At 68.7% G+C, this 18,202-nt stretch carries 16 protein-coding genes; 11 read left to right on the top strand and 5 right to left on the bottom strand.

The features are described 5' to 3' along the window. Positions 1–58: 58 nt before the first annotated feature. On the top strand, positions 59–262 hold the full coding sequence (locus G432_RS03595; protein ID WP_015457454.1) for a DUF4169 family protein: 204 nt from the start codon (positions 59–61) through the stop codon (positions 260–262). Positions 263–291: 29 nt separating this feature from the next. On the opposite strand, the gene G432_RS24250 is transcribed toward G432_RS03595, so the two are convergent. Next, positions 292–414 carry a hypothetical protein gene (locus G432_RS24250; protein WP_269078699.1) on the bottom strand — a complete coding sequence of 41 codons (123 nt, stop codon included), beginning with the start codon at positions 412–414 and terminating at the stop codon, positions 292–294. Between the two features lie 579 nt (positions 415–993). Here G432_RS24250 and proS point away from each other — a divergent pair. Genes proS through G432_RS03580 form a run of 3 tightly spaced genes read left to right on the top strand, consistent with a single transcriptional unit; the run spans position 994 to position 4,221 of the window. Next, positions 994–2,310 carry a proline--tRNA ligase gene (gene proS / locus G432_RS03590; RefSeq protein ID WP_015457453.1) on the top strand — a complete coding sequence of 439 codons (1,317 nt, stop codon included), beginning with the start codon at positions 994–996 and terminating at the stop codon, positions 2,308–2,310. Beyond that, positions 2,307–3,557 (top strand): lipoprotein-releasing ABC transporter permease subunit, encoded by a 1,251-nt coding sequence (locus tag G432_RS03585; RefSeq protein ID WP_015457452.1) that lies wholly within the window; start codon positions 2,307–2,309, stop codon positions 3,555–3,557. Before proS ends, G432_RS03585 begins: the two co-directional genes overlap by 4 nt. Further along, entirely contained in the window at positions 3,550–4,221 is a 672-nt protein-coding gene (locus tag G432_RS03580) for an ABC transporter ATP-binding protein (protein ID WP_015457451.1), read from the top strand. The genes G432_RS03585 and G432_RS03580 overlap by 8 nt, the downstream gene beginning before the upstream one ends. Before the next feature lie 112 nt (positions 4,222–4,333). Here G432_RS03580 and G432_RS03575 read toward each other — a convergent pair whose 3' ends face one another. Continuing rightward, the gene (locus tag G432_RS03575) at positions 4,334–5,359 is read right to left on the bottom strand and encodes a zinc-dependent alcohol dehydrogenase (protein ID WP_015457450.1); all 1,026 of its coding nucleotides are present in this window, start codon (positions 5,357–5,359) and stop codon (positions 4,334–4,336) included. A gap of 211 nt (positions 5,360–5,570) precedes the next feature. Between G432_RS03575 and G432_RS03570 the strand changes: the two genes are divergently transcribed. The 3 genes from G432_RS03570 to G432_RS03560 all read left to right on the top strand — a co-directional run bounded on the left by G432_RS03570 (position 5,571) and on the right by G432_RS03560 (position 9,022). After that, complete coding sequence (locus tag G432_RS03570) at positions 5,571–6,698, top strand: NAD(P)/FAD-dependent oxidoreductase (RefSeq protein ID WP_051128795.1); 1,128 nt, start codon at positions 5,571–5,573, stop codon at positions 6,696–6,698. 146 nt (positions 6,699–6,844) lie between these two features. Beyond that, on the top strand, positions 6,845–8,551 hold the full coding sequence (locus G432_RS03565) for a DEAD/DEAH box helicase (RefSeq protein WP_015457448.1): 1,707 nt from the start codon (positions 6,845–6,847) through the stop codon (positions 8,549–8,551). Positions 8,552–8,554: 3 nt separating this feature from the next. Next, positions 8,555–9,022, top strand: a complete 468-nt coding sequence (locus G432_RS03560) for a YaiI/YqxD family protein (protein ID WP_015457447.1) — start codon at positions 8,555–8,557, stop codon at positions 9,020–9,022. A 59-nt stretch (positions 9,023–9,081) separates the two neighbouring features. On the opposite strand, the gene G432_RS03555 is transcribed toward G432_RS03560, so the two are convergent. The 3 genes from G432_RS03555 to G432_RS03545 form a co-directional block, all read right to left on the bottom strand. Then, complete coding sequence (locus G432_RS03555; protein ID WP_015457446.1) at positions 9,082–10,455, bottom strand: class II 3-deoxy-7-phosphoheptulonate synthase; 1,374 nt, start codon at positions 10,453–10,455, stop codon at positions 9,082–9,084. Between the two features lie 76 nt (positions 10,456–10,531). Then, positions 10,532–11,635 carry a non-hydrolyzing UDP-N-acetylglucosamine 2-epimerase gene (wecB, locus tag G432_RS03550; protein ID WP_236626888.1) on the bottom strand — a complete coding sequence of 368 codons (1,104 nt, stop codon included), beginning with the start codon at positions 11,633–11,635 and terminating at the stop codon, positions 10,532–10,534. Between the two features lie 44 nt (positions 11,636–11,679). Further along, positions 11,680–12,681: a tetratricopeptide repeat protein gene (locus G432_RS03545; RefSeq protein ID WP_015457444.1), complete on the bottom strand. Its 1,002-nt coding sequence runs from the start codon at positions 12,679–12,681 to the stop codon at positions 11,680–11,682. Positions 12,682–12,841: 160 nt separating this feature from the next. Between G432_RS03545 and G432_RS03540 the strand changes: the two genes are divergently transcribed. The 4 genes from G432_RS03540 (at position 12,842) to G432_RS03525 (ending at position 18,201) form a co-directional block, all read left to right on the top strand. After that, a complete protein-coding gene (locus tag G432_RS03540; RefSeq protein WP_236626844.1) occupies positions 12,842–13,654 on the top strand; it encodes a CPBP family intramembrane glutamic endopeptidase in 813 nt (270 codons plus the stop codon). Then, entirely contained in the window at positions 13,651–14,859 is a 1,209-nt protein-coding gene (locus G432_RS03535) for a toll/interleukin-1 receptor domain-containing protein (protein WP_015457442.1), read from the top strand. Before G432_RS03540 ends, G432_RS03535 begins: the two co-directional genes overlap by 4 nt. A 137-nt stretch (positions 14,860–14,996) precedes the next feature. Continuing rightward, positions 14,997–15,617 (top strand): OmpA family protein, encoded by a 621-nt coding sequence (locus G432_RS03530; protein WP_015457441.1) that lies wholly within the window; start codon positions 14,997–14,999, stop codon positions 15,615–15,617. A 151-nt stretch (positions 15,618–15,768) separates the two neighbouring features. Beyond that, on the top strand, positions 15,769–18,201 hold the full coding sequence (locus G432_RS03525; RefSeq protein WP_015457440.1) for a cyclic nucleotide-binding domain-containing protein: 2,433 nt from the start codon (positions 15,769–15,771) through the stop codon (positions 18,199–18,201). Position 18,202: the final 1 nt, after the last annotated feature.

The raw sequence follows: 18,202 nt of genomic DNA, 5'->3' as shown, positions 1-18,202 counted from the left end.
CGACGCGCGCGTCATGTGTGGGATCGACAGGCGGCCGGCGCGGCGGCATGGAAGGGCCATGGGCGACGTCATCAACCTCCGCCAGGCGCGCAAGGCCAGGGCACGTGCCGACAAGCAGGCCGAAGCCGCGCGCAACCGCGCCCATTTCGGCCGCACCAAGGGCCAGAAGGCCTTGGAGGCCGCCGAGCGGGCGCGGATGGAGACCGTGCTGGAAGGCGCGCGGCGCGACGGCGTGGCCGAGGGCGATCCGCCGAAAGGATAGGATTGCGGCTCGCCATTCGGGCAGGGGCTCTACCGCCGGATTTCCTTCACCGGATCGCTGGGCTTGGGCGGGATCGGGTCCGTGGGCGAGGGCACTGGCGGGTCGGACGGGAATTCGCCCGGCGTTTCGGGAATGGGCGGCTGGCTGGCCATAGCGCGTCTCCATGACGGCAATGTTGAGGGCAACCGTAAGAACGCGCGGAAGGGGCTGGTTTCTCCGCGATCCGCCCTGGAAGCGGAGCGATCCGGCCATGAATATCTGCGCCAATATCTGTGGCCGATAAAGGGGAGCTATAAACGAAACGCCCGGATTGCCGAAGCAACCCGGGCGCCCGTGACGAATTCTCCCGTCAACCCCCTTGAAGACCTGGGGTCCACACGCAACATCCGTCCCCTAAAACGGCGCTGCGGGACACCTCATGCCCTCCCCGAACCACGGCCATTGCCTGCAATTCGTGAAGCGAGTCCTAAGCCCTGCCCGCGTTCCTGTCACCGGGGCAGAAGGGGCAGGCGCACGAAAGGCGGGGGGCTGTGTTCTATCCGCAACAGCGCAATCCCGCCGCCATGCCGTCGCGATCTGCGTGGCCGGGCGGCCGATGATCGCCCGCCGGCCCGGTTTTGGCCGGGAAATCGCCCGATTTTCTCCGTCGCCGCTATTTCCGGCGGGAGGATGTTTCCATCCGGCCCGAAATCGCTCTAGAGCAGGGGCCGCTTTTTCGGATCAGGAAACCCATGCGCCTTTCCCGCCATTTCATCCCCGTCATGAAGGAATCCCCCGCCGACGCGCAGATCATCAGCCACAAGCTGATGCTGCGGGCCGGCCTGATTCGGCAGACCGCTGCCGGCATCTATGCCTGGCTGCCGCTCGGCTATCGCGTGCTGCGCAAGATCGAGCAGATCGTGCGCGAGGAGCAGGACCGGGCGGGCGCGATCGAGCTTCTGATGCCGACCATCCAGTCCGCCGACCTGTGGCGCCAGTCCGGTCGCTATGACGATTACGGGCTGGAGATGCTGCGTATCAAGGACCGGCACGAGCGGGACATGCTCTATGGCCCCACGGCGGAGGAGGTGATCACCGCCATCTTCCGCGATTCCGCCAAAAGCTATCGTGATCTGCCGCGCACGCTCTACAACATCCAGTGGAAGTTCCGCGACGAGGTGCGCCCCCGCTTCGGCGTGATGCGCGGCCGCGAATTCCTGATGAAGGACGCCTACAGCTTCGACATGGACGAGGCCGGCGCGCGCCACAGCTACAACCGGATGTTCGTGGCCTACCTTAACACCTATGCCCGCATGGGCCTGCGCGCGATCCCGATGCAGGCCGATACCGGCCCGATCGGCGGCGACCTTAGCCACGAATTCATCGTGCTGGCGCCGACCGGCGAGAGCGAGGTGTTCTATCACAGCAACTGGGAGAAGCCGGCGGAGCTTTCCTCGGTCGATTTCGACGATGTGGAAGGGCTGCAGGCGATCGTTTCCGGCTACACCGCCGATTATGCCGCGACCGACGAGAAGCGCGACGAGGCGCGCGAGGCGGCGATCGGCGGCGATCTGCGCCAGTCGCGCGGCGTGGAAGTGGGCCACATCTTCTATTTCGGCACCAAATATTCGGCGCCGATGGGCCTGAAGGTGCAGGGGCCGGACGGCGGCGAGGTCGTGCCGCACATGGGCAGCTACGGCATCGGCGTATCCCGGCTGATGGGCGCGATCATCGAGGCGAGCCACGACGACAACGGCATCATCTGGCCGGAGGCGGTGGCCCCCTACAAGGTGGGCATCATCAACATGCGCGCCGACGACGCCAGGTGCACGGCGGCGGCGGACGACCTCTATGCCAGGCTGAACGCGGCCGGTGTGGAAGCTCTTTACGACGACCGCGACGAACGCGGCGGCGCCAAGTTCGCGACGATGGACCTGATCGGCCTGCCCTGGCAGGTGGTGATCGGCCCCAAGGGGCTGGAACGCGGCGTCGTCGAGCTGAAGAACCGCAAGTCGGGCGAGAAGGTGGAGCTTTCCATCGAGGATGCGCTGGCGAGGCTGGCTGGGTGATCCTTTCCCGCTTCGAGCGCACCATCGCCAAGCGCTACCTCTGGCCCGGCAAGGGCGAGGGGTTCATCTTCCTCGTCGCCGCGATCAGCCTGTTCGCCGTGACGCTGGGGGTGTGGGCGCTGATCACCGTGATGAGCGTGATGAACGGCTTTCGCGCCGAGCTGTTCGACAAGGTGGTGGGGCTGAACGGCCATGCCGTCGTCCAGGGCTATGGCGGGCGGCTGCCGGACTGGCAGGCGATCGTGCGCGAGGCGCAGGCCACCCCCGGCGTGACCAGCGCCACGCCGCTGATCGAGCAGCCGCTGATGGCGAGCTATGACGGGCGGGTCGAAGGCGTGCTGGTGCGCGGCATGCGGGTGGAGGACATCCGCGCCAATCCCACGCTGAAGGGCCATGTGGTGGCCGGCACCATGGACGCGCTGGTGCCGGGATCGGAGAATGTGGCCATCGGATCGCGGCTGGCCGAGGCGCTGGGCGCGGAGGTGGGCGGGCAGATCAGCCTGATCAGCCCCCAGGGCCAGACGACGCCTTTCGGCACCGTGCCGCGGATCGTGAGCTATCGCGTGGCGGCGATCTTCGAAGTCGGCGTCTATGATTATGACAAGGCGTTCGTGCTGCTGCCGATGGAGGATGCCCAGACCCTGCTGATGCTGGGCGACGCCGTGGGCATGGTGGAGATCGAGACCGCCGATCCCGACAAGGTGGGCGCGATCCTGGCGCCGCTGGCCGCCAAGGTGGGGCGGCAGGGTGTCGTCACCGACTGGCGGCAGATGAACGCTTCCCTGTTCGAGGCGCTGGCCGTGGAGCGGGTGGCGATGTTCGTGATCCTGGCCTTCATCGTGCTGGTGGCGGCGTTCAACATCCTGTCGTCCCTCATCATGCTGGTGCGCGCCAAGACGCGCGACATCGCGATCATGCGGACGATGGGGGCGACCAGCCGGTCCATCCTCAAGATATTCATCGCCATCGGCCTTTCGATCAGCATCGCCGGGATCGTGGTGGGAATCGTGTTCGCCGTCGTCACCGCGCTGTTCCGGCAGCAGGTGGTGAATTTCGTGCAGGCGGTGACGGGGCAGAATCTGTGGGACCCCTCCATCCGTTTCCTGACGGAGCTGCCCTACAAGGCCAATCCGTTCGAGATCACGGCGATCATCGGCCTGACCCTGGGCCTGAGCTTTCTGGCGACGCTGATCCCGGCCTGGCGGGCGGCCAAGACCGATCCGGTGCAGGTGCTGCGTTATGAATGAGGTGCTGCGGACCACGGGGCTGAAGCGCAGCTTCCGCCAGGCCGAGGTGGAGATCCACGTGTTGCGCGGCGTCGACCTGCATGTGGACGCGGGCGAGATCGTGGCGCTGCTCGGCCCGTCGGGATCGGGCAAGTCCACCCTGCTGCAGGCGGTGGGGCTGCTGGAAGGCGGGTTCGAGGGATCGATCCGCATCCAGGGGCAGGAGGCATCGCGGCTGGACAATGACGGGCGGACCCGGCTGCGCCGCGAGGCGCTGGGCTTCGTCTATCAGTTCCACCATCTGCTGCCCGATTTCTCGGCGATCGAGAATGTCGAGCTGCCGCAGCTGATCCATGGGGCGACCCCGCTGGAGGCCAATGCGCGGGCACGGGTGCTGCTGGACGCGCTGGGGCTGGCGCACCGGCTGGATCACCGGCCGAGCAAGCTTTCCGGCGGCGAGCAGCAGCGCGTGGCGGTGGCCCGCGCGCTCGCCAACCGGCCGGCGCTGGTGCTGGCGGACGAGCCGACCGGCAATCTGGACGAGGCGACCGCCGACGTGGTGCTGGCGGAGTTCCTGCGGCTGGTGCGCGGCGAGGGATCGGCCGCGCTGGTCGCCACCCATAACGAACGGCTGGCGGCCCGGATGGATCGCGTGGTGCGGCTGCACGAGGGCGTGCTGGAGTAGAGGACCTCCGTCATCCTGGCGGAAGCCAGGATCCATTGACGCTACATTCGATCGCGAGCGTAACGATAATGGATGCTGACCTTCGTCAGCATGACGGCAAGATTTTGAGGCGTCAGGGTACCAGCGCGATCCGGCCTTCGACCTTGCCGGCGCGCAGTTCGTCCAGCACGGCGTTCACATCGTCCAGCGGGCGGGCGGTGACATGGGCCTTCACCTGGCCGCGCACGGCGAAGTCGATCGCCTCGGCCAGATCGCGCCGGGTGCCGACGATCGACCCGCGCACCGTGATGCGTTTCAGCACGACATCGAAGATCGGCGTGGGGAAATCGCCCGGCGGCAGGCCGACGAGGCTGACCGTGCCCTTGCGCCGCGCGCAGGCGATGGCCTGGCCGAAGGCGGCGGGGGACACCGCCGTCACCAGCACGCCCTGCGCCCCGCCGGAGGTGGCCTTGTGGACCTGATCCGCCAGATCGTTGGCGCGGGCATCGAAGGCGAGATCGGCGCCGACCTGCTTCGCCAGCGCCAGCTTGTCCGCCGCGACATCCAGCGCGACGACGTGCAGCCCCATCGCCTTGGCATATTGGATGGCGACATGGCCGAGGCCGCCGATGCCGGAGATCACCACCCATTCGCCGGGCCGCGCCTCGGTTTCCTTGAGGCCCTTATAGACGGTGACGCCGGCGCAGAGGATCGGCGCCATCGCCACGAAATCCGTGTCCTTCGGCAGATGGCCGACGAAGGGCGCGCTGGCGACGACATATTCGGCGAAGCCGCCGTTCACGCTGTATCCGGTATTGTGCTGGCGCTCGCACAGCGTTTCCCACCCGGTTTCGCAGAATTCGCACGCGCGGCAGGCATCGTGCAGCCAGGGCACGCCCACGGCATCGCCTTCCTTCACATCCGTGACGCCGGCGCCGACGGCGGCGACATAGCCGACGCCTTCGTGGCCGGGGATCAGCGGCAGGGTGGGCTTGGCCGGCCAGTCGCCGTCGATGGCGTGGAGATCGGTGTGGCAGACGCCGCTGGCCACGACCTTCACCAAGACCTCGCCGGGGCCGGGGGTGGGGACGTCGACCTCCTCGATGCGGAGCGGTTGCTTGAATGCGTGGGCGACGGCGGCCTTCATCTTCATGGGCATACTCCGTGGCGGTGCGCGGCCGATCGGGCCGGGTGCGAAACTAGCATCTTCTGCCCGGACGACACAGCCCCCGGTGCATGATGCCGGCTGAACGCGGCGATGCGGGAAAGGATGCGGCCGATTGACGGGAAGGGGCCGGTGGGGCAGGCGCCGCCCGGTGAGCGATACCGATCGATATGACGTGCTGATCCTGGGCGCCGGCGCCGCGGGCATGATGTGCGCGGCCGTGGCCGGGCAGAGGGGCCGGCGCGTGCTGCTGATCGACCGGGCGGACGAGCCGGGCAAGAAGATCCTGATTTCGGGCGGCGGACGGTGCAACTTCACCAACATCCACACCGCGCCCGACCGTTATCTTTCCGCCAATCCCCATTTCGCCCGATCGGCGCTGGGGCGATATGCCTCGGACGACTTCATTGCGCTGGTCGATCGCCATGGCATTGCCTGGCATGAAAAGACGCTGGGCCAGCTTTTCTGCGACGGCTCCGCCCGTCAGATCGTGGCGATGCTGGAGGCGGAATGCCGCGCGGGCGGCGTGGAGACGGCGCTGGGCGAGGCGATCGGCAGCGTCGGCCATGGCGACGGGCTGTTCCGCGTAGAGCTGGCGCGGCGGACGGTGCGGGCGCCGGCACTGGTGATCGCGACCGGCGGGCCTTCCATCCCGAAGATGGGGGCGACGGGATATGCCTATGATCTTGCCCGCCAGTTCGGCCTGAAGGTGGTGGAGCCGCGCCCGGCGCTGGTGCCGTTGACGCTGGGCGGCGAAGAGGCGTTGTTCCGGGGCCTTTCCGGCGTGGCGGCCGATGTGGTCGCGCGGTGCGGCAAGGCGGCGTTCCGCGAGGCGGCGCTGTTCACCCATAAGGGGCTTTCTGGCCCGGCCATATTGCAGATTTCCTCTTACTGGCGGCACGGCCAGCCGATCACGATCGATTTCCTGCCCGATCAGGCGGCGCGCTGGCTGGTCGAGGCCAAGCGCGCGCGGCCCAAGGCGGCGCTGCGCACGGTGCTGGCGGCTCTTCTGCCCGATCGGCTGGCGGAGACGCTGGCCGATCGGCTGGGACTGCCCGGCGAACTGGGCGGCATGACCGACCGGGCGCTGGAGGAGGCCGGCCGCAGGCTTTCGGCCTGGGCCTTCCACCCCAACGGCACCGAGGGTTTCGCCAAGGCGGAGGTGACGATCGGCGGCATCGACACCGCCGGCCTCTCCTCCAAGACCATGGAGGCGCGGCGCGTGCCGGGCCTTTATGCCATTGGCGAGGCGGTGGACGTGACCGGTTGGCTGGGCGGATATAATTTCCAATGGGCCTGGGCGAGCGGCTGGGCGGCGGCGCAGGCGCTGTAGCGGCGGCCGGACCGGCATTGCCCCGGCCGCGCCGATCCTGAAATCATGATGCGGGCGCTCCGGCGGGATTGAACGAATCCGTTCGCCGGGAATTGTTCTGCACGAAAGCCCTTGCCAACCCCGCTTTTGCTGCCATCTGCAAGCCTATGCCCTTTTCCCGATTGCCCGCGCTTCTTGGCGAAGCGCTCACCGAACGCGGCTATGCCGCGCCCACGCCCGTCCAAGCCGCCGTGCTGGAAGAGGGCGCGGACCATCGCGACCTGATCGTTTCCGCGCAGACCGGATCGGGCAAGACCGTTGCGTTCGGCCTGGCGATCGCCGCCCAGTTGCTGGACGATCAGGGGCGGATGGGGCCGGCCGGCGCGCCGATCGCGCTGGCCATCGCGCCGACGCGCGAGCTGGCGCTGCAGGTGAGTCGCGAGCTGATGTGGCTTTACGGCAAGGCCGGCGCGCGGATCGTTTCCTGCGTGGGCGGCATGGACCCATCGCGCGAGCGGCGGAACCTGAGCCATGGCGCGCATATCGTGGTCGGCACGCCCGGCCGCCTGCGCGATCATCTGGAGCGCGGGGCGCTCGACCTGTCGGGCCTGGGCGTCGTCGTGCTCGACGAGGCGGACGAGATGCTCGACATGGGCTTCCGCGAGGATCTGGAGGAGATACTCGACGCGACGCCCGAGGGCCGGCGGACCCTGCTGTTTTCCGCGACCATGCCCAAGCCGATCGTGATGCTGGCCAAGCGCTACCAGAAGGATGCGCTGCGCATTTCGACCATGACCGAGGATCGCGGTCATGGCGACATCACCTATCAGGCGGTGACGGTGGCGCCTTCGGACATCGAGGCGGCGGTGGTGAACCTGCTGCGCCTGCACGAGCCGGATACGGCGATCCTGTTCTGCGCGACGCGCGATGCGGTGCGCCACCTCCACGCCAATCTGGTGGAGCGCGGTTTCCAGGCGGTGGCGCTTTCGGGCGAGCATAGCCAGAGCGAGCGCAACCACGCCTTGCAGGCGCTGCGCGATCGCCGGGCGCGGGTGTGCGTGGCGACCGACGTGGCCGCGCGCGGCATCGACCTGCCTTCGCTTTCGCTGGTGGTGCATGTGGAGCTGCCGCGCGACCATGAGGCGCTGCAGCACCGTTCGGGCCGCACCGGCCGCGCCGGCAAGAAGGGCACGGCCGTGCTGATCGTGCCTTATCAGCGGCGCCGGCGGGTGGAATCCATGCTGCGCGGCGCGCGCATCCAGGCGGAATGGGTGCCGGTGCCGACCGCGGACGACATCCGTGCTGCCGATCGCGAGCGGCTGCTCGCCACGCTTTCCGCGCCCGTCGAGATCGACGAGGAGGATCGCGCGCTGGGCCAGCGGCTGATGGCGGAACTGAGCGCGGAGGATATCGCCGCGATGCTGGTGCGCAGCCATCGCGCGAAGCTACCCGCGCCGGAGGATCTGGTGGATCAGGGGCCGAAGCCGCGCGAACGGCCGGAAGGGCCGCGCCCCGGCTTCGAGGATACGGTGTGGTTCCACATGAATGTGGGCCGGCGGCACAATGCCGATCCGCGCTGGCTGCTGCCCTTGCTCTGCCGGCGGGGGCACATCACCAAGCAGGATGTGGGCGCGATCCGCATCGCCGCCGACGAGACGATGTTCGAGATACCCCGCCATGTCGCGGCACGCTTCGCATCGGCGCTGAAGCGCACCGCCGGGGCCGACCCGGAAGGCGACGGCGGCATATTGATCGAGCCGATGCACGGCAACCCGCGCGAGACGCAGCGCCAGAACCGGCGCAGCGGGCCGCCGCCCGGCCGGCATCAGGCCCGGCCCACGCCCAGGCCCGGAGGCCCCCGGCGCGGGCGATAGGCCATGGCCACGCCCCTTCGGATATTGGTGGATGCCGATGCCTGCCCGGTGAAGGAGGAGATCTACAAGGTCGCCTTCCGCCGGGAGGTGCCGGTGACGATCGTCAGCAACAGCCACCTGCGCGTGCCGGCGCATCCGCTGGTCGAGCGGGTGGTGGTGGGCGCGGGCTTCGACGAGGCCGATGACTGGATCGCCGAGCGTGCGGGGCCGGGCGCGGTGGTGGTGACGGCGGACATATTGCTGGCCGATCGCTGCCTGAAGGCCGGCGCCGAGGTGATCGCGCCCAACGGCAAGCCCTTCACCGTCAATTCGATCGGCACCGCCATCGCGGCCCGCGCGATCATGGCCGATCTGCGGGCCGGCGCGGTGGGCGACGGGATCGGCGGGCCGCCGCCTTTCTCCAAGACGGATCGATCGCGCTTCCTGTCCGCACTGGATGAGGCGCTGGTGCGGCTGGCAAGGGCCGGATGAAAACAAGGCCGCCAACCGGATGGGTTGGCGGCCTTTCGTTCGTCAGGTGGCGTGTCCGTTCAGGCGGCCGCCTTTTCCCGTTCCCGCATTTCCTGGTTGAGCATTTCCGCCAGCAGGAAGGCCAGTTCGATCGACTGGCCGGCATTGAGGCGCGGATCGCAATGCGTGTGATAGCGATCGGCCAGGCTCTGCTCGGTCACGTCCACGGCGCCGCCGGTGCATTCGGTGACGTTCTGGCCGGTCATCTCCGCATGGATGCCGCCGCCATGGGTGCCCTCGGCGCGGTGCACGGCGAAGAAGCCGCGAACCTCCGCCAGGATGCGTTCGAACGGCCGTGTCTTGTAGCCGTTGGCAGCCTTCACGACATTGCCGTGCATCGGATCGCACGACCAGACGACCGGCCGGCCTTCGCGCTTCACCGCGCGGACGAGCGACGGCAGATGCTTTTCGATCTTGTCGTGGCCGTAGCGGGTGATGAGCGTGATGCGGCCCGGCGTGCGGGCGGGATCGAGCGTGTCGAGCAGGCGCAGCAGCGCGTCCGGCTCCAGGCTCGGCCCGCATTTCAGGCCGATCGGGTTGCCGATGCCGCGCAGATATTCGACATGCGCCGATCCTTCGAAGCGGGTGCGATCGCCGATCCACAGCATGTGGGCCGACGTGTCATACCAGTCGCCCGTCAGCGAATCGCGGCGGGTGAAGGCCTGTTCGTAGGGCAGCAGCAGCGCTTCGTGGCTGGTGTAGAAATTGGTGCCGTTGAGCTGCGGCACCGTCTGCGGGTTGATGCCGCAGGCGGCCATGAAATCGAGCGCGTCGCCGATCCGTTCCGCCACCGCCTGATATTGCGCGGCCCACGGGCTGCGGCCCATGAAATCCAGCGTCCAGGCGTGGACCTGATGGAGGTTGGCATAGCCGCCCTGCGCGAAGGCGCGCAGCAGGTTGAGCGTGGCCGCCGCCTGGTTGTAGGCGCGGATCATGCGATCGGGATCGGGTTCGCGCGAGGCGGCATCGAAGGCGATGTCGTTGACGATATCGCCGCGATAGCTGGGCAGCGATACGCCGTTCACCTCCTCCATATTGGCCGACCGCGGCTTGGCGAACTGGCCGGCCATGCGGCCCACCTTCACCACCGGCAGCTTGGAGGCATAAGTGAGCACCACCGCCATCTGCAGGATGACGCGGAAGGTGTCGCGGATATTGTTCGGATGGAATTCGGCGAAGCTTTCGGCGCAATCCCCGCCCTGAAGCAGAAATGCCTTGCCGGCCGCCACCTGCGCCAGATCCGCCGTAAGCGCGCGCGCCTCGCCGGCAAAGACCAGCGGGGGATAGTGCGCAAGCTCGGCAGTCGCGCGGTCGAGCGCGGCCTTGTCGGCATATTCGGGGAGCTGGCGGGCCTCATATTGCGTCCAGCTGTCGGGCGTCCAGTTCGTCGCCATGTTCGTCATCCTTTCGCGATCCCCTTGGGGGAGCGGCGCCCGGAAGGCAAGCGGGCTGGCCTTGACGGCGGAGAAGCTAGGCTTGGGACGCAGGCGGCGAACGGCCGGATGCCGGCTGCGACGCGCGGGGGCGGAATGTGGCGGCCCAATCCTCGATCGCGTCCAATATGCGTTCGGCGGCGTCGCCCCGGCCATAGGGATAGGCCGGAACCGCCATGGCGGCATAAGCGGCCGGATTGTCGAGCAGGCGGGTCGCGGCCGCGACGATCCGGTCGGGATCGGTGCCGACGAGCGCGATGTTGCCGGTGGCGAGCGCTTCCGGCCGCTCGCTATTGTCCCTCAGCACCAGCAGGGGGACGCCCAGCGCTGGGGCCTCTTCCTGCAAGCCGCCAGAATCGCTCAGGATCAGGTGGGCGCCGTCCATCATCCGCACCATCGTGGGATAATCGAGCGGATCGAGAAGCTCGATATTGGCGATGCCCGCCAGCGCCTCCCTTATGCCGGCCCGGACGGAAGGATTGGGATGGAGCGGCAGCACGATCCGCACGTCCGGCCGGCGGGCAAGGCGGCGGAGCGCCTCGCAGATCCCCGCAATGCCCGCGCCGATATTCTCGCGCCGGTGGCAGGTGACGAGGACCAGCCGGCGGCCGCCATCATGCAGGCGATGCCCGGCGGCCATTCCCCGCATCCACAACAGGGCATCGATGCCGGTATTGCCGGTGACGTGGATGCGGCCCGTGACGGCGGGCTCCGCTTCCAGATTGGCGCGGGCGGCGGTGGTGGGCGCGAACAGCAGGGTGGAGACGGCGTCGATCTCCACGCGGTTGCGTTCCTCCGGAAACGGCAAGGCGAGGTCGTGGCTGCGCAGCCCCGCCTCGACATGGCCGACGGCCATGCCCAGCCGGTGGGCGGCGAGCGCGGAGCCCCAGGCGCTGGTGGTATCCCCCTGGACGAGGATCATGTCCGGCCGCAGCTCATCGGCCAGGGCGGGCAGGGCGGCGGCGATGCGCCGTTCGAGCGCCTCGATCGTCTGGCCGGTTTCGCCGAGGGCGAGGTTGCGATCCACCGTCAGGCCGAAGGCGGCCGCCATGTCGTCGAACAGTTCGCGATGCTGGCCCGTCGCGACCAGCCGGTGATCGATCGCGGGCCGCGCGGCGGCGGCACGGGCGATGGGAGCGATCTTGATCGCTTCCGGCCGCGTGCCGACGACGGACAGCAGCCGGATCAGGGGGCGCTTATTCCGAGCTGGCGGGCGCCCTCGTCGATCCTCGCGAGCGTGGGCGCATCCCCGGCGAAAGCGGCGCGGGCATCCTTGAGCGCCCCGGCGGCGGCCTTCCTGTCGCCCAGCACCGTGTAGCTGCGGATCAGCCGCAGCCAGCCATCGGCATTCTTCGGATCGGCCTTCAGCTTGGCGGCCAGGCTGTCGACCATGCCGCGCACCATCGCATCCTGCTGGCCGGGCGGCAGCGCCGAGGCGGCGGCGATGTCCTCCCGCGTCGGGCCGGGGATCGCATCGGTCGCGGCCGAGCCGGGCGGGACGGCGGGTGCCGGCATGCGTCCGGCGAGGTCGATATTGTTCTGCGCGGCCGTCTGCTCGATCGTCTGGCGGACATTGCCCTCCCAGGGGGCACCGGCGGGCGTATCCTTGAGAAGGGCGATCCAGTCGTCGATCGCGCCCTTGTGATCGCCGGCCAGATCCTTCTTCACCCCCAGGAAATAACGGGCGCGCGGGTTCGCCGGATCGATCGAAACCGCCTTGCGGAAGGCGGCGTCCGCTTCCGGCGTGATCGCGGCGGGCTGGCCGGATGGGAGGGCGAGCACGATCGCCTCGCCCAGCGCGGACCATCCTTCCGCATTGGCGGGATCGAGCGCGGTCGCCCTGCGATAGGCCTTCACTGCATCGGCGAAGCGGCCGGTGCCGTAATAGGACCAGCCGAGCATCCGCCAGCCTTCGGCATCATCGGGCGTGTCGGCGAGCTTCTTTTCCAGCCGCGCGATCATCGTGCCGACATCGGCCTGCTGGGAAAGGGGCTGATCGGCCGGGGCGGACGCGACCGCCGTGTCACCCGTCGCGCCGCCCTTCGAGAATTGAAGGCCCACGGCGACGAGCGCGATCGCGGCCGCCCCGGCCAGCGCGATTCGCGCGAACGGCAGGCCGTTCTGGTGCCGATCGACCGTGATCGTCCGTCCGGCCTTTGCGCCGTCGGGCTGCCCTTCCTCCGCCACGTCTTCCTGTATCCCCCGATTGCTTTCGCTTTCCAGTCTAGCGCCGGATCGGCGGATTGGTAGAGTGGATGAAACGCGACCGGCAGGCGACGCTCCGGGGAAGAGCGCCGATCGGAACGGATGCGTCGCGATCGCGGGGGAGGCGATGGGGGATAATCGGATGCGTGCGCAGGCGCGGGCCTTGGCCGCGATCCTGTGGGTTGCGATCACCAGCGTGACGGCGCTGTTGCTGCTGCCCGATGCCGTCGCCGGCCTGCCGGAGGCGTGGGGCGCCGATCTGGGTATGTCGGCCAGCATCCGGTTTGGCGTGTCGGCGGCGATGATCCTGGCCGGCGTGCTGGGGGTGGTGCTGTTCCGGCCGGGCTTGCGGCTGGGCGGCGGGCGGATTGCCCTGTTCGCTTTGCCGGTCGCGCTCGTCCTGATCCTCGTCCTGCTGGCGATCGCGGTGGCGGCGGGGGTGGCGATCCGCAATCCCGTGGCCGCGGTGCCCGCGTCGCTGATGGGCATCGGGTTTGCGGCCATCCTGGCGCAGGTGATCGGCGAGGAGCTGCTGCTGCGCGGGCTGTTGCAGCCCATTCTGGTCGATGCGTGGGGCAAGGGGCCGGGCGTGCTGGCGAGCGCGGGCCTGTTTACCCTGATTCATGTCGCTGGCGGCTGGGATGACCCGGTATCTCTCTTGAACATCACGCTGGCGGGCATATGGTTCGGCCTGCTCGCGCTCCGCACGGGCGGGCTGCTGGCGCCGATCCTGGCGCATTTCGGCTATAATTGGGGGGAGGAGGCGCTGATCGGCGCCTATCCGAACCCCGGCGTCGGCGATTTCGGGGCGGTGTTCGACTTCGATCTCGCCGGCCCCGCCATCCTGGGGGGATCAGTGGACGGTTTCAATGCGAGCCTGGTGCTGAGCGTGCTGCTGGCGCTGGCGGTGCTGCCGCTTGCGTGGCCGCGGCGCGGGGAAGGCGCCGGGGCATGAGCGACATCTATCTTGCCTATTCGCTGGCCGATGGCGATCGCGCGGCGAAGATCGCGGAAGGCCTGCGCGCCGCCGGCTACAGCCTGTGGTGGGACAGGGACATCCAGCCCGGCCAGGATCGCAAGGCAGCGATCGCCGGGGCGATGGCGGATGCGCGGCTCTGCCTGATCTGCTGGTCCCGCACGTCCGTGGACGACGATACCGGCGCCGACGTGATCGACGAGGCGGAGGCCGCGAAGGAGCGCGGCGCCTATCTGGGCCTGCTGCTGGACAAGGTGGAGCTGCCCTTCGGTTTCGGCGGGCACGAGCCCGTCGATGTCGCGCCGTTTCGCGGCACGGCCGGCGAAGTGGGGGCCGTGGTCGCGGCGGCGCGCGATTTCATGGCGAGCGGGCAGGTGGCGCCGGTGGCGCTGCCCGAACCGCCGCCCCCGCCGGGCAGGCCGATCAACAAGGCATGGGTCGCGGGCGCCATCGGCGCGCTGGTTTTGGCCGGGGCGATCGGCTTCTTCCTGCTCCGTTCCGCCGCGCCGAGCCTTGCGCAGAAGGTGGAGCCGCATCTGGCCCGGATCGATTGCGCCTGGCTGCATGTCGATCCCATCCAGTCCGGCGCGGACGGCCATATCGGCCTGATCGGCGTGGCGGGCGATCCGGCGGCGGCGCGGCAGATGGTGCTGGATGTCGCCGGGGCCGAAAACCTCACGGTGCGATCGGTATCGATCGACAAGGTGGCCACCATCGACCCGCGCGAATGCCCGGCCATCGATGAGCCGCGCCGGCTGCGTAAGTTGCCGGGCGGACGGCTGCGGGTGACGGGCGATCCCTTCTTCCTCGATCCCGCGACGGGGCAATCGCTCGCCCGTGTCGCCATATCGCTGGCTGCCAAGGACAAGTCGGTGGCGCTGTTCGGCGTCGAGCCATCGGGCGTCGTGACCTGGGCCCTGCCCGATGCGAAGGCGATCGATGCGCTCAAGGATGCGGATGTCGGGCTGGTGAAGGCCGGCAACGGCAAGTGGGAGTTCAACATCTATCCCGATCATCTCGGCTGGACCGGCCTGTTCGTGGTGGTGGGCGATCGGCCGCTGGCCAAGGCGATGCCGCAGGGCACGGTGCAGCCGTCGGCGGAGTTCGCGCGGACGCTGCGCGCCGCCACCGCGAGCGGGGAATGGGACGCGGACATGATATGGTTCCGCATCGACAGCCGATAGGTCGCGGAAAAAGCGGCGATCAGCGTGATGCGGATCACTGATCGCCCGGCCGAACCGGCGGATAGAGGATGGTAAGGGCAGCGATGCCCGGAAACGGGAAGCGGGATGGACGCCCGCCCTTGTGAGGAATGCGAACGATGAAATTGCTTTTCGGCCCGGTGATGCTGGGCGCACTGCTCGCCACCACGCACCCGGCGATGGCGCAGGCCGACCCGGAAGCGGCGCGGCTGCTGTGCGACCTGACGGGCGATTGCGCGGACGGTGATGCCGGCGCCGCGACGGCGCAGGAACCGGCGCGCGGCGAGCCGCGGGGCGGGGCTTCGCGCGGGTTCAGCTTCCGTCGCGCGCCGGCGCCGGGGGCCACGCCGCAGGCAGCCCAGGCGGCAGCCGCGCCCGCGCCCAGGACGGTGGCGCCCGCGCAACCGGGGGCGGCCAATCTGGGCGTTTCCTTCCTGCCCAATTCCGCCGAGCTGACCGATGCGGCCAAGGCGCGGCTGGCCCGTTATGCGGCCGTGCTGAACGGGCCGAAGCTCAATGGACGGCGGCTGCGGATCGAAGGGCATACCGATGCCTCGGGATCGGCGGCGGCCAATCGCGATCTTTCCCGCCGCCGGGCGCAGGCGGTGGCGGATTTCCTTGCCGGAGCCGGGGTTTCCGCGGGCCGGCTGGAGGTTGCGGGCTTCGGATCGTCCCGCCCGCTGCCGGGCGTGGCGCCGACCGCGCCGGAAAATCGCCGGGTGATGGCGGTGCTTCTATAGGGACGCGTTTTGCGGGTGGCCTGCGATCGCGACAATTCTGCGGTTGCTCCACCTAATGTTAAGGTGACAAAGGAAAAAGCGTTGGGTGTCGCCTGAAAGGTGATGCACAGGCCGGCTGGTGGGAGCCGGATCGCGGGGGGCTGGGGGAAAAGTGGCGGACGCCTATCGCATTGCGATCATCGGCTCGGGGCCGGCCGGGCTCAGCGCGGCCGCGCGGGCGGCGGCGCTCGGCATTTCCCACATCCTTCTGGAAAAGACGGACCACCTTTCCGATACGATCTTCAAATATCAGAAGGGCAAGCACGTCATGGCGACGCCGAGCCAGCTCGTGCTGCGTTCGGACATGGACTTCGATGCCGGCAAGCGCGAGGCGGTGCTGGGCGCATGGGACCGGCAGGCCGCCGAGCAGGGCGTGAACGTCCGCCTCAATGCCGAGGTGAAGGCGATCGCCGGCGGCAAGGGGGATTTCAGCCTCACCCTGGGCGGGGGCGAGGTGATCCGGGCCGAGGCGGTGATCCTGGCGATCGGCACGCAGGGCAACCCCAATCTGCTGCGCATCCCCGGCGGAGACCTGCCGCATGTGCAATATCAGCTCGACGATCCGGGCGCCTATGTGGACGAGCATATCACCGTGATCGGTGCGGGCGACGCCGGGATCGAGAATGCGGTGGGCCTGGCGCAGGACCCGGCCCAGCGCAACCATGTGACCATCCTCAACCGATCGGCCGATTTCAGCCGGGCCAAGGATGCCAACGTCAAGGGCCTGTTCGCGATGCGCGACGGCGGCCGGCTGGCGGTGATGACGGATACGACGCCCGGCAAGGTGGAGCCGGGCTGGCTGACGCTGGACACGCGCGATGGCGAGGCGCGCATCCGCTGCGACCGGATCATCGCCCGGATGGGATCGGCGCCGCCGCGCAAGTTCATCGAAAGCTGCGGCGTCGAATTCACCAGCGAGGATCGCGAGGCCTTTCCCCGGCTGACGGCGACGTTCGAAAGCGTTTCCGCGCCCGGCATCTACGTGATCGGCGCGCTGGCGGGCTATCCGCTGATCAAGCACTGCATGAACCAGGGCTATGACGTCGTCGAGATCATCAACGGCAACAGCAGCCTGAAGCCGGCCGACGAGCCGATCCTGGAAGCCAAGTTCAAGCGTCTGCCGCGCCGCCGCACGGTGGACCAGTGGCTGGAATATCTGCGCGCCAACGTGGAGATACTGAACGATCTTTCGCCGCTGCAGATGCGGGAGTTCATGCTGGATTCCGAGGTGCGGGCCTATCGCATCGGCGAGACGGTGTTCGAGAAGGACGATCCCGGTTCCTCGCTGTTCGGCATCGCATCGGGATCGGTGGACGTGGCCGGGCGGGTGCGGATCGGGCGGGGATCGATCTTCGGCGAGGTGGGGCTGATTTCCGGTCGCCGGCGCGGCGCCACCATCCGCGCGGCGGAGGATTCGATCCTGGTCGAGGTATCGCGCACCGCCGCGCTGAAGCTGATGGCGTCCAACCCGGCCGCCCGGCGCGTGGTGACGCGCATCTCGACCGAGCGGCAGTTGCTCCAGATGTTCGGATCGGGCCTGACGCCGGAGGACCTGGCCGAGGTGACGGCCACCGCCAGGGTGGAATCGGTGAGCGCGGGCAAGGCGATCATCACCGAGGGCGAGGACGGCTGCGACATCTTCGTCATCCGCGTGGGATCGATGGTGGTCGAGAAGTCGATTGGCGGCAAGCCGGTGTTCCTCTCCTACCTGCCGGCCGGTTCCTATGTCGGCGAGATGGCGGTGATCGATGGCGCGCCGCGCACGGCGACGGTGCGCGCGGCGATCAAGTCCGAAGTGATCCGGCTGGACGGCGCGGCGTTCCGCCGCCTGCTCGACCGCAAGCCCGACCTGCTGGAAAAGGCGAAGCGGGACATGGCCCAGCGCCAGGACCTGAATGCCTTCGTCGAGGCGCGGAAGGACAGCTTCTCCTCCGTGGTCGACATGTATTCCTCGGTCGCGAACTTCCTGGTCGAACAGGGCGTGGGCGAGGCGACCGACGTGCTGCTGATCGACGAGAATCTCTGCGTCGGCTGCGACAATTGCGAGAAGGCCTGCGCCGACAGCCATGACGGCCTGTCGCGGCTGGACCGTGAGGCGGGGCGGACCTTCGCCCACCTGCACGTGCCGACTTCCTGCCGGCATTGCGAGCATCCGCACTGCATGGCCGATTGCCCGCCCAACGCCATCCATCGCGGGCCGGACGGCGAGGTGTTCATCAACGATACCTGCATCGGCTGCGGCAATTGCCAGCGCAACTGCCCCTATGGCGTGATCCGCATGGACAAGGTGCCGCCGAAGAAGCCGGGCCTGCTGAGCTGGTTCCTGTTCGGCAAGGGGCCGGGGCCGGGCGAGCCCAGCCACGAATGGTCCGCCACCCATGCCGATCCGGCGATCGAGAAGCCCAAGAAGGCGATCAAGTGCGACATGTGCTCGGGGATCGAGGGCGGCCCAGCCTGCGTGCGCGCCTGCCCCACCGGCGCCGCCATCCGCGTGGCGCCCGAGGCTTTCCTGACCGTGGCCCGGCTGGATCGGGGAGAGGGCTGAG

The organism is Sphingomonas sp. MM-1 (assembly GCF_000347675.2).
Lineage (GTDB): Bacteria > Pseudomonadota > Alphaproteobacteria > Sphingomonadales > Sphingomonadaceae > Sphingomonas_E > Sphingomonas_E fennica.
The sequence above is the reverse complement of the archived record's forward strand: the minus strand, read 5'-3'. Positions and strand labels throughout refer to the sequence as shown.

Excerpts from the sequence above, each read along its gene's own strand:
- G432_RS03595 (WP_015457454.1), top strand. The coding sequence starts at position 59 with ATGGGCGACGTCATCAACCTCCGCCAGGCGCGCAAGGCCAGGGCACGT.
- G432_RS24250 (WP_269078699.1), bottom strand. The coding sequence starts at position 414 with ATGGCCAGCCAGCCGCCCATTCCCGAAACGCCGGGCGAATTCCCGTCC.
- proS (WP_015457453.1), top strand. The coding sequence starts at position 994 with ATGCGCCTTTCCCGCCATTTCATCCCCGTCATGAAGGAATCCCCCGCC.
- G432_RS03580 (WP_015457451.1), top strand. The coding sequence starts at position 3,550 with ATGAATGAGGTGCTGCGGACCACGGGGCTGAAGCGCAGCTTCCGCCAG.
- G432_RS03575 (WP_015457450.1), bottom strand. The coding sequence starts at position 5,359 with ATGCCCATGAAGATGAAGGCCGCCGTCGCCCACGCATTCAAGCAACCG.
- G432_RS03570 (WP_051128795.1), top strand. The coding sequence starts at position 5,571 with ATGATGTGCGCGGCCGTGGCCGGGCAGAGGGGCCGGCGCGTGCTGCTG.
- G432_RS03565 (WP_015457448.1), top strand. The coding sequence starts at position 6,845 with ATGCCCTTTTCCCGATTGCCCGCGCTTCTTGGCGAAGCGCTCACCGAA.
- G432_RS03560 (WP_015457447.1), top strand. The coding sequence starts at position 8,555 with ATGGCCACGCCCCTTCGGATATTGGTGGATGCCGATGCCTGCCCGGTG.
- G432_RS03555 (WP_015457446.1), bottom strand. The coding sequence starts at position 10,455 with ATGGCGACGAACTGGACGCCCGACAGCTGGACGCAATATGAGGCCCGC.
- G432_RS03540 (WP_236626844.1), top strand. The coding sequence starts at position 12,842 with ATGCGTGCGCAGGCGCGGGCCTTGGCCGCGATCCTGTGGGTTGCGATC.
- G432_RS03535 (WP_015457442.1), top strand. The coding sequence starts at position 13,651 with ATGAGCGACATCTATCTTGCCTATTCGCTGGCCGATGGCGATCGCGCG.
- G432_RS03530 (WP_015457441.1), top strand. The coding sequence starts at position 14,997 with ATGAAATTGCTTTTCGGCCCGGTGATGCTGGGCGCACTGCTCGCCACC.